Consider the following 12230-nt stretch of genomic DNA (forward strand, 5'->3'; position numbering starts at 1 on the left):
GTTCACTAAAGTCAAATTTTATATTATATCAAGTGAAAAAGTTAGGTGTCAACGATTATTTTTATGAAAAATGAATGTAATGCAAAGAAAATATTTGGCTGAACCCAAAAAAAGAACCGGCTCCTAAGCCGGCTCTGATTAAACTTATATTCCCACTGGCAGCTGCCCTCAGCTGCCCTCCTTACATAACGGAAGGAACCACATTCAATTGAGTTAGATCCTGGAATTTGGGCAGTCCGATCCGGTAGCTCCCACGGGTTTCAATTCCGCCTACCCCCTGGATGCCGCTGATCGTATGCTTCAGCACATCCGTGATATGAATGGTGCCTCTGACGGACGTAAATGCGGCTTTAGCCGCAATATAGACCGGATCAAGCGCATGGATCAGAATCCGGCCGGGAGAGCTTGCAAAATTGGCGCCGGCCTGCAGCAGCGCTTCAAAATGCGACTGGCAGGCGCCGGCCACGATCGTCAGGGAATCAAAGTTGCGTTCATACTGGCGGGCGACTTGGATCGCTTCCACAAAGCTGCGGGAATTCTTATAGCTGGACAAGCTGTATAGGTCATTATGGACCCTGTTCTTGAGGACCCCGTCATGACCGGTTATGACCACGATATCCGGCCTTACGCTGGGCAGCAGACGGTAGAGAACATCCGGCATGGATTTCTCATTTACGTAATGCCCTTGGGCAGGAACACGCAGCTTCTCGTATAGATCCATGCTTTTTTTCAAATAAAGAGGATCGCCGTCCAGATGGAGCACTTTGCCGGGAACTTCAAAATAGGACTGCGCAGAAATATCGCTCGGCAGAACAGCTCGCTCAATGCCTAGCATAGCCCGGTTCTGTTCCTCCAGCGACTTACGTTCCTCATGAAGCCGCTGCAGGCCCTGCTCGGCTTTAATACGTGCTTCCTTAGCTCTGCCGGTAAGGGCATCGCCTTTCACGGGAACAAGATCGTATACGGGCGCGTCAGCCAATAAACGGAATTCGGTCCCTTTAATGATTGCCCGGTTCCGTTCCAATGCCTCTACACGGAAGGTTACGTCCCTTCCATAGGATTGGCGGGCAACCAAGTCTCCTATATTCGTCAAGTCCATCACCTCTGCATCCATCCTATGGGCGTTTGAGGATAATGGTTCCTTATCAGGGATAAATTCCAGAAGGCCGGGTTCTCTAACGAACCCCCGCCTCATATAACACGTTGGATAAACTTGCAAACTCCTCGATGCTGAGCGTCTCTGCCCGGCGGACAGGCTCGATTTCAGCCAGCTCCAGAAGCCGTTCCAGCTCTGTGCGATCCTCTTTGGCAAAGAACCGGCTCTTGAGGTTATTCGCAATCGTTTTGCGCCGCTGTGCAAAGGAGGACTGTACGACCTCAAAGAAAAAGGCCTCATCTGCCACTTCAACCGGCCGCTCCTGTCTGACCTTAAGACGGATCACCGCTGAGTCGACATTCGGCTGCGGAATAAAGACCGTATGCGGCACTACACATACCAGCTCAGGCTCGCTGAAGTACTGCACGGCGATGCTGAGACTGCCGTAATCTTTGCCGCCCGGCGATGCCGCCATGCGCTCGGCTACTTCCTTCTGGATCATCACGACGATGTTCTCCAGCGGCAGGCGCTCTTCCAGCAGCTTCATCAGGATCGGCGTTGTAACGTAATAAGGCAGATTGGCCACTACGCTGACGCCGGATACCTCTTTGAATTCCTCCTGGAACAGCTGCTGAAGATCCAGCTTCAGTACATCCCCATGCACAACCTTTACATGTGAAAAAGGCTGCAGCACTTCGCCGAGGATCGGCAGAAGCCGCTGATCAATCTCTACGGCTACGACTTTGCTTGCGGCATCAGCAAGCTTCTCGGTCAGCGCTCCGATGCCCGGGCCGATTTCCAGCGCTCCCTTGGAGCTGTCCAAATCTGCCGCCCCCACGATCTTGCCAAGAATATTCTGATCGATCAGGAAGTTCTGACCGAGGCTTTTCTTAAATGAGAATCCGTATTTCTGAATGATTTCTTTCGTCCGTCTGGGCGTAGAAATCTCTTCTCTCCTGTTCATGTCCATCAATTAAACTCCTTTATCCTCCAGTTGGCGCAGCGCATCCGCAAATTCCTCGCGGGTAATTCTAAAGACCGCCAATCGCTTATGAAATTGCTTGCCGTTGCAGTAGCCGATGCCCAGCACCTCGCCCATAAACCTGCGGCGTTCAGATGCACGGGGATGAACAATAAGCCCTGCGGTCATCAGATCTTCCCAGTCGATCTGCGGCTGCTCCTCCGGGGCTTCGCTGCGCACCCGGGCCAGTGCTTCGCGTATAGCTTCCGGCGAAGCGTTCTCCACGCCGATGTCGCCTTTTTTCGTGGCGGCCGACTCGGTCAGAAAAGCGTGCTTGCAGCCGGGTACTTTAGCCGCTACAATTTTGCGGATCCGCTCTCCCGCATGATCCGGGTCGGTTAAGATGATGACGCCGCGCCGCTCCTGGGCCAGCGCAATTTTGCGCAGCACTACCGGCCCGATCGCCGAACCGCCGGTTTCAATCGTGTCGGCCTCTACAGCCCGTTTAATGGCTACTGTGTCATCTTTACCCTCCACGACAATGACTTCCTTAATCATTTCCGGGTTCCTTCCTTCCATCCAAGAGCTTCTTCAATCGCACCCGATTTTATGCCAAATCAGAACCACCCGTCCAACGGGTGGTTTGCACTAGGGGTATAACCCCTTGTTGCCAAACTGCGCCTAAAGACGCTAGCCTGACCACAAAGCGTTCAGGCTCAGTGTTATTTGTCTCTTTCACTTACCAGTTAAACTGGTTTTACTTTTTCTTGCTCTTGTTGCTGCTGAATGGATCTTCATACTCTTTTACACTCAGCTTATCCACTGCCTGGTCATGTGCCTCTTGCTCTCGAATGTATTTGGCGACGGTGGCTTCATTTAGCCCCACTGTACTTACGTAGTAGCCTTCCGCCCAGAATTTACGATTCCCATACTTATACTTCAAATTGGCATGCTTCTCAAAGATCATGAGTGCGCTTTTCCCTTTTAAATAGCCCATAAAGGAAGACACAGATATTTTCGGTGGAATCGCCACCAGCATGTGCACATGATCCGGCATCATATGTCCTTCTAATATCTCGACTCCCTTGTATTTACATAGACGCTTCATGATTTCAATTAGATCTCGTCTCACTTGATTGTAGATCTCTTTACGTCTATACTTCGGGGTGAACACAATGTGATACTTACACATCCACTTTGTGTGCGCTAAACTAAAGTTTTTATTTGCCATTTAAGACCATCCTTTCGAATTGAGCCTGAACATCTCAATTTTATCGGGATGGTCTTATTGGTGTAACCCTAGATCCCTCCACCCGCATAGCGGGTGGTTTTATATTTCGCGCGTTTCACGCGCTCAACAGGCTGAAGCCTAAAAACAAAAAGAAGAGGAATTCTCCTCTTCTATATATCGTCTATGATTAACCCTATAATAGCGAATTCCCAAGTTAAAGTAAATGAATCAGTTCAGTTCAGGTTTGACAGGACCAATCACGTATACCGTACGTCCTGTTTTGCGGCCGAAGTTATTTGCCGCTTTGATCGTATTGTAATAAACGTCGATTTTGTTGCCTTTAATCGCTCCGCCCGTATCTTCCGCACGACGGAAACCCAAACCTTCGATATAAACCCACCAACCTAGCGGGATCACGTTCTTGTCGACAGCAATCGTTCTGCCTTCCTGAACACGTGTGCCTGATGCGGTTTTTGTTCCAATGCCGGCTTCTTCAGACGAATAGGCAGTCATCGATACGTTTTTCAGCATCTTCTTGTATTTAAAGCTTACCCCATTCTTGGTTATCGAATTTGTACCGCTTACGCTGACCGTATTGGCTTTGCGTGTAATGCTCGCTGCCAGCACCTCGGTCTTAGGCTCTTCTTTCTTTGTGCCTACCGCAATAACTTGAGGTTGTGCCGGTTTAGCCACCTCTTTGCCGACCCAGCGCTTCGAGATCATTTCCCCATCCTGAAAAACCTTCTCGACGGTATGCACGACCCGGCCTTTGCTGCCGGATTGAAGCAGTTTGGTTTTGCCTTTCAGCAAGTTGGGGTCAGAAGTCTTCACCACGGTGTAAGGAACTTCTTGCGTCTGCTTCACCATGACCTTGTTCACGCGTACAACATGAATTTTCATGTTGGGTGTCACTTCTGCATCCAGCTCCGGATAAATCTTATCCTGCTCGGAAACGGTGATTCCCGATTCAAGCAATGCACTTCTTACGGTGTCTGCCGTTGTATATTTCTGATTGGCCGTTCCATCAGCAATCAAAGTAACTGGAGCGGCATGGTCGATGATGACCTTGTCGCCGTCCTTCAACTCGCTGTCAAGCGCCGGCGTGATTTGATCTTGGGATTTAAGTTCGATTTCCTGCTCGCTCAGGAGTCCTTCCACATTCTCCTGCCGGGTTTGCACGGCCACCGCCTTGCCGTCAATCAGCAGCTGTACGTTTTTCTTGCTTTGGGTGTAGAGATACGCAAGAAAGATGGATATAACCGCAACAGCAAGTATGGCATAGATTGCAATTTGACGAGCATTTTGATAACTCCACCGCAAAACGTAAGACATACTGGATGATGGTGATTCATGGGTTTCGTTGTTTCTTATAAAGCCCACTTCTTCAGTCCTCCTCCATAGCCCCGCCGTCCTAGGTCGATACAGAATACATATGACGCGACTATTTACCGATTTTTGTACGTAATCCGCCAAAATCGCGCATTACGCATCCTTCCCCAGTCTGCCCCGAGCGACATCAATGGCTGTTTAGATACACCATATGACGGCCCTATCGCATTTTATTCAAAACAAAAAAAGCCAACAAAAGAGTTAGAGGAACTCTTTCGTGGCTTCCGTTAATGTCTTGGATGCTGATAGGATGCACGAGGTTGCCTCTCTCATATACGCTTACGGGGTTAGCTGTCGGGTTCGGACGAATGAGAGACGTCCTATCTTGATTCATCCGCTCATGGCGGTTGATCGCAAATTCACCCCATAGACTCACACAAAGAAATCAAATGCATTCGCTCCGGCTCAATTTAATTCAAGTGGCCTGCAAGCTTCTGCATCGGTTCCCCCGTTCTCCATTCGGAGATTCAGCGAGACTGGTTCATGGAACCAAAGAATCGAAGTGACGCAATGGCGTCAGTCCATTACGCAATTCGATTACTGAAAAGATTCTATCCTTTTTGGCCATCGGTTGTAAAGGAGTAATCAACCACGTATTTAAAAATAAATGGTTAAAAATCTGTAATAAACAGCGAATTCTTGATTAAAATTCTTTAATATGTCTCGAATGCTCCTTTTTTCGCTCTTTTTTCTCCTGTTTTCAGCGAATACCAAATCGTTCCAGTGCATTTCGGGTCGTCAGGCTTGCAATTTCTTCCAAAGTTATCCCTTTGAGTTCAGCAGCTGCTTCCGCCACCAATTTGACGTAAGCGGACTCGTTTCTTTTGCCTCGAAAAGGGTGAGGGGTCAAATATGGGGCATCCGTTTCAAGCAGCAACCGGTCATCTGGAACCTGAACCAGGACCTCTTTAGGTTGTCTGGCATTTTTGAACGTAATCGGCCCGCCGAATGAAAGATGAAATCCCATATTCAGACAAATTTTGGCGGTTTCCCAGCTGCCCGAGAAGGAGTGCATGATGCCTCCAACCTCACTCGCTTTTTCCTCGCGTAAAATGTTGACCACGTCTTCATGAGCATCCCGATTATGGATCACGATAGGCATCTTAAGTTCCCTCGCCAAGCCAATCTGTCTTCGGAACACCTTCTGCTGCACCTCTTTCGGCGACGTGTCCCAATGATAGTCGAGGCCGATTTCGCCGATCGCCACCACCTTCTCATGCTGGCACAGCTCGGCAATCCACTCCAGGTCTCCATCCTTCATCGTGATGGCGTCAACCGGATGCCAGCCCACTGCCGCATAAATAAAATCATACGTTTCGGCAAGTTTCATCGTGGTCGGAATGGTTTCCCTATTGAAACCGACATTTACCATGCGCGTAACGCCTTGTTCAACAGCTCTCGCTATCGTTGCTTCGCGGTCTTCGTCAAATTGCTCCGCATCGAGATGGGTATGGGTATCAAATAACATGTCAGATTTTCCTCCTTAGTTGTCAAAAAAAGTACGCACACCCGCCGGAAGTTTGTCTTTCACGTTTTGAAGTTTATCCTGCGGGTAATATAGCTGGTAGCGGCCCCGGTGAATACCGCTGATGGATCGGACGATATCCGATACTTCCGAAATCTCCTTTAATCCCTCCTGGCGGTCGAGCAGCAGAATCTGATTGGTCGTAAGCCCGTCCTCCGGCCGAAATACGTCATAAGGAAGATCTGCCGGCGAATCAATTTCCAAATCGTACAACGGATTTAACCCTGCCGCCTCGAAGGCTTGTCTAATTTCTTCAAAAGACTCGCTGTCTGATTGTTTGATTTCTACATATTTATACAGATTACGATTCATAAAACGTTCACATAAATCTTTAAGCACGGCATCTTCTTCATTCTGCCATTTCATGAAAACCGTTTGGATCAGCGCCTCATCAAGCTGCAGATATTCCGACACCGTCAGCTCACGGGTAAAGAGACCCGGCAGAGGGTCAAGCATTGTTTTGAATGAATATCCGGATGCCCACAGCTCTTTGGCCCTGCGAAAAATTTGCCGCAGCAGAATTTCGGAGCTCCGTGTAACCGGATGGAAATAAACCTGCCAGTACATTTGATAACGGGCCATCAGATAATCTTCTACGGCGTGCATTCCGGATTCCTTGACGACCACCCGGCCGTGGAAAGGACGCAGCATCCGCAAGATCCGGTCAATATCAATTGTACCGTAGTTGACCCCCGTGAAATATGCATCCCGCAGCAAATAATCCATCCGATCCGCGTCGAGAGGACTGGAGACCAAATTAACGACAATAGGTTTGTCATAATCTTTTTGAATAACGGCAGCTACTTTCTCCGGAAAATGTTCGGAAATCTGCTTCAGCAGCCGGTTGACCTCGGTATCGCCAAGCAGAATTTTGCAGGTCCAGTCCTCATGGTTCATTTCAAAAGCTTCTTCTATAGAATGGGAAAAAGGTCCATGGCCCAAATCATGCAGCAGCGCTGCGCAGAGCGCCACCATCCGCTCCTCCTTGGGCCAATCCGTGTACCCGCTTCGCTCAAACTGAGAAATAATGCGCCGCGTAATCTCATAAACCCCCAAGGAATGGGAGAAACGGCTGTGTTCTGCCCCATGGAAGGTCAGAAAGGTCGTGCCCAGTTGCCGGATTCGCCGCAAGCGCTGAAATTCCGGGGTATTGATCAAAGCCCAAATCAGCTCATCCTGCACGTGAATATAGTTATGTACGGGATCTTTAAATACTTTTTCCTCACCGAGCGGCTGTCGCATAAAAATTACCTCCTTTTTGTCGAAAAGAAAAGTTATTTCGACAATTATTGTCGAATTATGTAGAATTTCAGAATAGTTTCCTGTATTCTTTACATTATCGGTATTTTTCTGAAAAACGTTGATAAATCACTGTTTTCCCCTTTTGCCATAATTTAATTAAGGAATAGAAGCGCATATTTTCCATTAATAGGTTGACTATTATGGCAATGGTTGGTATTATAATTATCATAAAAGATAGAATCATGTCGAATAATGGCATTTTAAATTGATAGCGAGAGGGGCAATCATCAGTTATGATGAAATCAACAGGTATTGTAAGAAAAGTAGACGAACTCGGACGCGTAGTTATTCCTATTGAATTGCGCCGTACACTGGGCATTGGCGAGAAAGACGCTCTTGAAATTTATGTCGATGGCGAACGGATCATGCTGAAGAAATATGAGCCGGCTTGCATCTTCTGCGGAAATGCAGAGAACGTGACTTATTTCAAAGGAAAAATTGTTTGTCACGAATGTCTCAGTGAAATGCCTATACCTGTGACAAATTAAGATTTATAGGTTATAATAGGTTTACTGAAAATTGTTAATTCTAACCTTTTCATATCTCCTTGTACCTTCCTTGGCTTGAACCCGGCCAAGTGAAGGTCTTTTTTTGTTCATTTTCACAAATTTTTCTTCTATTATACCCGTTTATAATAAGGCATTGTAAATATCTCTTTTGGAGACGCCACGATCCGCTGCCGTTCTCTTCATAGCCTCTTTACGGGCCAGCCCTTCCTTCTCATAATGCTCCACATGCTGCTCAATCGTCAGCTCCTGCCACCACAGCCCCTGCTGCTCCTCCAGCTCCTCAGCCTGAATGCCTTCCAGAGCAATACAGTATTCGCCGAGAGGAGGATGCTCCGCCAACCAGGCTAAACAAGCTTCGAGGGTGCCTCTGGCCAACTCCTCATAACGTTTCGTCAGCTCACGAGCCAGCACAACCCGCCGATTGCCAAGATGCTCAAGCAGATCCTGCAGCGTCTTGATAATGCGGTGCGGCGATTCATACATCAATACCGTACCTTCATACGATTGAAATTGCCGGATGGCCCGCTCTCTTCCCTTCTTGTCCCGGGGGAGGAACCCGATGAACTGAAAGCGTTCCGTAGGTAAACCCGAGACGATCAAAGCCGATAAAGCCGCATTGGCGCCAGGCACCGGAATCACATCAATTCCCTGTTCAATGGCCAGACGAACCAGATCGCTGCCCGGATCGGAAATCGCCGGCAGACCGGCGTCGCTGACCAGCGCTAAATTTTTTCCTTCTATTATAAGTCTAACCAATTCCGGACCACTTGCCCCTTTATTATGCTCATGGTAGCTGTACAATTTTTTGGGCGTAATCTCGAAATGGGTAAGCAGCTTCCGGGTCTGCCGGGTATCCTCGGCTGCAATCAAATCCGCTTCCTGCAGAATCCGCACTGCCCGGAAGGTCATATCCTCAAGATTGCCGATTGGCGTGCCTACGAGATAAAGTTTGCCAGGTACCGTTGAAGCCCCTATGGCTGCTCCTACTCCCTCGTTCGCATAACTCCGTTGTACCCCGATCTCCAAACCTTCCTTCATGCCTGTCCCCCATTATCTCCATAATAAATCTCCATCAATTCCTTCGTATACTGTCCATCCGGCTCATACACAACCAAAGGCGGTTTAAGACGGATATCCGGTTTCCCGCCGCGCAGTGCCTCAACGAGCACCATATTCGCCTCCTGCGTCAGCTTAGGATGGACAAACCGGAGCACTTTAGGCTCCAGCTTGTATTGCCTGAGCAGCGAAAGGATCTCACCTAGACGCTGGGGTTTGTGCACCATATAAAACTTCCCGCCCGGCCGAAGCAGCCGCATCGCTGCGGCAATAATCTCTTCCAGACTGCCGTTCACCTCATGCCTGGCCATAGCCTGATGCGGATTCAGCTTCTGATCTCCCGTCTGCAGCGGCATATAAGGCGGATTTACCGTAATTGCATCATAAACATTAGCCCCTACCTCCTGAACCAGTTCCCTGAGATCCCCGGTGCGAATCAGAATCCTGTCCTCCAAGCCGTTCAGGCGAACACTGCGCCGGGCCATTTCAGCCAGCCGTTCCTGGATCTCGATCCCTTCGATTTGACCTTCGGTTCTCGCCGATAACAGAATGGGGATAACTCCATTTCCGGTGCACATATCCAGTATCCTTCCATTTTTAGGCACGGAAGCAAACCTGGAGAGCAGCACGGCATCCATCGAGAAGCTGAACACCTCGTCACTTTGAATCAGCCTCAGCCCTGCGTTCATTAAATCATCTATTCGTTCCTGGTCATAAATTTCAACCTGTTCATTCATGTCTGATTCTTACGGCTCCTCTTTCCTCTATTCCCGTTCTTATTATAATGGAAAAAACCGTAGGTTCTCACCTACGGTCCTTTATTTATTCAAAAATGACAGGCAGAACAGACAATCGCCTTCCGTTCGCAAATGCCCGTAATACACATTGCATATATGAAAACCTTCATGATAAAGACGGGCCAGATTATCGTGGCCTTCCCCAATCACATCCGCCTTGCGCTCTTCCTCACTGGCAGCTTCGGCTTCTTTGCCGGCTACCAAATCGCTGCCCGGTTCCCCGGTCTCACGTTTCAGCACCCTGCGCAGCTGCTCGTTCTCCGTCGTCAGCCGCTGGTTCTCTTCAAGCAGCTTCTTGACCTCCAGCTTCAGCGCACCCAGCTCGGTTTGAGCTTCACCCATTTGTGATTCCATCTGCTGTAAATGTGCAAAAATATCTATTTTCTCCAAGTTCCCACCCCAGAGTCAGTCTCTATGGTATTTACTTGATGACAACGTCATCGAGCGAAAGCTCCTTCACTTTGCCGATTTCAAAGAGCTGAACATGAACGGTGCGGGACCCCGTGTTGAGTCCGACAACCTTGCCGTCTCCTAATGAAGTCACCACGATCTTACCCACGCTTGGCAGCTCTTCCTTCACGCTTTCGTAATTATCATGCTCAAACTTCAAGCAGCACATCAATCTTCCGCACAAACCGGAAATTTTGGTTGGATTCAGAGACAAGCTCTGATCCTTCGCCATCTTGATTGATACGGGCTCAAAGTCGCCCAGCCAGGAGGAGCAGCAGAGAATCCGTCCGCAAGGACCGATGCCTCCCAGCATTTTCGCCTCATCCCGTACACCGATCTGCCGAAGCTCAATGCGCGTCCGGAAAATGCTTGCCAAATCCTTGACCAGCTCCCGGAAATCAACACGTCCTTCGGCCGTGAAATAGAAAATGACTTTGTTACGGTCAAACGTGTATTCTACGTCCACCAGCTTCATTTTCAAATCATGGTCCTTGATTTTATTTAAACAAGTCGTGAAGGCATTTTTGGCGGCTGCCTTATTCTCCTCCACAACGTTACTATCTGACTGATCAGCGATTCGGATGACCTTCTTCAGCGGCAGGACAACATCCGATTCACCTACTACCTTCTTGCCAATGACTACCTTTCCGTATTCGACCCCGCGAGCCGTTTCAACAATGACACATTGCTCCTTCTCGACAGGGAAATCCAGCGGGTCGAAATAATAAATTTTGCCCGCCTTCTTGAAACGGACACCCACTACAGTGTACAAAAACTAACCCCCTTATAACAGCACTTGGTTCATCAAAAATGGCGGAAGCTGCGCTTCCCTAAACCTTCAACTCTGGGAGATAGCTTGTCTCTTCAGTTCCAGGCCGGAACCGCATGTCCTACATTCAATAAAAATTGCTCCAAACAAAGCTGGCCATTCATATTGTACCGGAGCTTCTTCTTGGACTCTGCCGCAAATGCCATACAGGAAACCCAGGCTCCGGCGCTGCGGGTTCCGGCTGTCTTGGAGATAAACTCCCATTCATCTATAAAAACGATACGATCATGTCTGTTCGCCTGAGCCTGAAGCATATCTTTGAACCATAAATGGAACAAATCAAAGATCATCTCCAGGTGGTCACCCAAACCTGCCTTAAACACACTCTGCTGAGCGGTTATCAGCGGAGATCCGCCTCTGCCTGCGGATTCCTTCCCTAATTGTAACACTACGTTTCTAATTTCTGCAAACCAATTCTGACCTGCCAATTCCCGGCAGGCCGGGAGTCCGGCCGCCAAATGGACGACCGTCCGTGCAATCGCATCGGGAACCCCCTCATCGCTGAGCTTCTGCAGCATCAGCATGGGATCCAGCGCCGAGAACGCTACCCATTGAGCCCTTGACTGAATGGTCGGCAGCAAGGCTTTGCCGTTGCTGGACAATAGAATAGCAACCGCCGGAGAAGGCGGCTCTTCCAGGAATTTCAGCAGGCTGTTGGCTGCCTGCACGTTCATTTTATCGGCCTGATCAATAATGTAAGCTTTAGGATTGCCGTTCTCTGAACGGTAAGAGAAGATCCGCTGCAGCTCACGAATCTGGTCGATCTTAATATTGGCGCCATCCGGACTTATGATTTGCAGATCGGGGTGGTTGCCATGAAGCAGCTTGCGGCATTCGAGACAGGTCCCGCAGGCTTCCTCCGTCCCGTTAGTACAGAACAAGGCCTGTACGAAAGCAAGCGCCATTTCCATCTGTCCGCTTCCGGGAGGCCCGTTAAAGATATAAGCATGCGATATGCGGTTGTGCCTTAACCCGTTCTGCAGCAGTCTCTTCGGCCCTTCCTGTCCTGCAATCTCTTTGAACATCGGACTCACACTTTCTGTTTTATATAAAATGTTCCGGCAGCTGATGCTCCCGTGTTATGT

The 12230-nt window shown here is 48.9% G+C and carries 13 protein-coding genes and 1 riboswitch; of the genes, 1 reads left to right on the top strand and 12 read right to left on the bottom strand.

Going from position 1 to position 12230, the window contains the following annotated elements:
* Positions 1-181 precede the first annotated feature (181 nt).
* From yabG to AWM70_RS18915, 7 genes are all read right to left on the bottom strand, one after another.
* A complete protein-coding gene (gene yabG, locus AWM70_RS18885; RefSeq protein WP_068699001.1) occupies positions 182-1099 on the bottom strand; it encodes a sporulation peptidase YabG in 918 nt (305 codons plus the stop codon).
* A gap of 76 nt (positions 1100-1175) precedes the next feature.
* Positions 1176-2060: a 16S rRNA (adenine(1518)-N(6)/adenine(1519)-N(6))-dimethyltransferase RsmA gene (gene rsmA / locus AWM70_RS18890; protein WP_068700847.1), complete on the bottom strand. Its 885-nt coding sequence runs from the start codon at positions 2058-2060 to the stop codon at positions 1176-1178.
* Positions 2061-2069: 9 nt separating this feature from the next.
* Positions 2070-2615, bottom strand: a complete 546-nt coding sequence (gene rnmV, locus AWM70_RS18895; protein WP_068700845.1) for a ribonuclease M5 — start codon at positions 2613-2615, stop codon at positions 2070-2072.
* A 199-nt stretch (positions 2616-2814) separates the two neighbouring features.
* The gene (tnpA, locus tag AWM70_RS18900) at positions 2815-3288 is read right to left on the bottom strand and encodes an IS200/IS605 family transposase (protein WP_068693347.1); all 474 of its coding nucleotides are present in this window, start codon (positions 3286-3288) and stop codon (positions 2815-2817) included.
* A gap of 228 nt (positions 3289-3516) precedes the next feature.
* Positions 3517-4668: a resuscitation-promoting factor gene (locus tag AWM70_RS18905; protein ID WP_068699003.1), complete on the bottom strand. Its 1152-nt coding sequence runs from the start codon at positions 4666-4668 to the stop codon at positions 3517-3519.
* Between the two features lie 270 nt (positions 4669-4938).
* A riboswitch (cyclic di-AMP (ydaO/yuaA leader) is annotated at positions 4939-5160 on the bottom strand.
* Between the two features lie 217 nt (positions 5161-5377).
* Positions 5378-6145 (bottom strand): TatD family hydrolase, encoded by a 768-nt coding sequence (locus AWM70_RS18910; RefSeq protein WP_068699005.1) that lies wholly within the window; start codon positions 6143-6145, stop codon positions 5378-5380.
* 15 nt (positions 6146-6160) lie between these two features.
* Positions 6161-7444 carry an HD domain-containing protein gene (locus AWM70_RS18915; RefSeq protein WP_068699007.1) on the bottom strand — a complete coding sequence of 428 codons (1284 nt, stop codon included), beginning with the start codon at positions 7442-7444 and terminating at the stop codon, positions 6161-6163.
* Positions 7445-7737: 293 nt separating this feature from the next.
* On the opposite strand from AWM70_RS18915, the gene AWM70_RS18920 reads away from it, so the two are divergent.
* The gene (locus AWM70_RS18920; protein WP_068699009.1) at positions 7738-7992 is read left to right on the top strand and encodes an AbrB/MazE/SpoVT family DNA-binding domain-containing protein; all 255 of its coding nucleotides are present in this window, start codon (positions 7738-7740) and stop codon (positions 7990-7992) included.
* Positions 7993-8133: 141 nt separating this feature from the next.
* Here the strand turns inward: AWM70_RS18920 and rsmI are convergent, their stop codons facing one another.
* The 5 genes from rsmI to holB form a co-directional block, all read right to left on the bottom strand.
* Entirely contained in the window at positions 8134-9039 is a 906-nt protein-coding gene (gene rsmI, locus AWM70_RS18925) for a 16S rRNA (cytidine(1402)-2'-O)-methyltransferase (RefSeq protein WP_068700849.1), read from the bottom strand.
* An 8-nt stretch (positions 9040-9047) separates the two neighbouring features.
* Positions 9048-9806, bottom strand: a complete 759-nt coding sequence (locus AWM70_RS18930; protein ID WP_068699011.1) for a tRNA1(Val) (adenine(37)-N6)-methyltransferase — start codon at positions 9804-9806, stop codon at positions 9048-9050.
* 81 nt (positions 9807-9887) lie between these two features.
* Positions 9888-10220, bottom strand: coding sequence for an initiation-control protein YabA (locus AWM70_RS18935; RefSeq protein WP_418303187.1), 333 nt, complete (start codon positions 10218-10220; stop codon positions 9888-9890).
* A 67-nt stretch (positions 10221-10287) separates the two neighbouring features.
* The gene (locus AWM70_RS18940) at positions 10288-11088 is read right to left on the bottom strand and encodes a PSP1 domain-containing protein (RefSeq protein WP_068699015.1); all 801 of its coding nucleotides are present in this window, start codon (positions 11086-11088) and stop codon (positions 10288-10290) included.
* Between the two features lie 92 nt (positions 11089-11180).
* Positions 11181-12170: a DNA polymerase III subunit delta' gene (gene holB / locus AWM70_RS18945; protein WP_068699017.1), complete on the bottom strand. Its 990-nt coding sequence runs from the start codon at positions 12168-12170 to the stop codon at positions 11181-11183.
* Between the last annotated feature and the right edge of the window lie 60 nt (positions 12171-12230).

The organism is Paenibacillus yonginensis (genome assembly GCF_001685395.1).
Taxonomy (GTDB): Bacteria; Bacillota; Bacilli; order Paenibacillales; family Paenibacillaceae; genus Fontibacillus; species Fontibacillus yonginensis.

Excerpts from the sequence above, each read along its gene's own strand:
- holB (WP_068699017.1), bottom strand. The coding sequence starts at position 12,170 with ATGTTCAAAGAGATTGCAGGACAGGAAGGGCCGAAGAGACTGCTGCAG.
- tnpA (WP_068693347.1), bottom strand. The coding sequence starts at position 3,288 with ATGGCAAATAAAAACTTTAGTTTAGCGCACACAAAGTGGATGTGTAAG.
- AWM70_RS18930 (WP_068699011.1), bottom strand. The coding sequence starts at position 9,806 with ATGAATGAACAGGTTGAAATTTATGACCAGGAACGAATAGATGATTTA.
- rnmV (WP_068700845.1), bottom strand. The coding sequence starts at position 2,615 with ATGATTAAGGAAGTCATTGTCGTGGAGGGTAAAGATGACACAGTAGCC.
- rsmA (WP_068700847.1), bottom strand. The coding sequence starts at position 2,060 with ATGAACAGGAGAGAAGAGATTTCTACGCCCAGACGGACGAAAGAAATC.
- AWM70_RS18935 (WP_418303187.1), bottom strand. The coding sequence starts at position 10,220 with ATGGAATCACAAATGGGTGAAGCTCAAACCGAGCTGGGTGCGCTGAAG.
- AWM70_RS18920 (WP_068699009.1), top strand. The coding sequence starts at position 7,738 with ATGATGAAATCAACAGGTATTGTAAGAAAAGTAGACGAACTCGGACGC.
- yabG (WP_068699001.1), bottom strand. The coding sequence starts at position 1,099 with ATGGACTTGACGAATATAGGAGACTTGGTTGCCCGCCAATCCTATGGA.
- AWM70_RS18915 (WP_068699007.1), bottom strand. The coding sequence starts at position 7,444 with ATGCGACAGCCGCTCGGTGAGGAAAAAGTATTTAAAGATCCCGTACAT.
- AWM70_RS18910 (WP_068699005.1), bottom strand. The coding sequence starts at position 6,145 with ATGTTATTTGATACCCATACCCATCTCGATGCGGAGCAATTTGACGAA.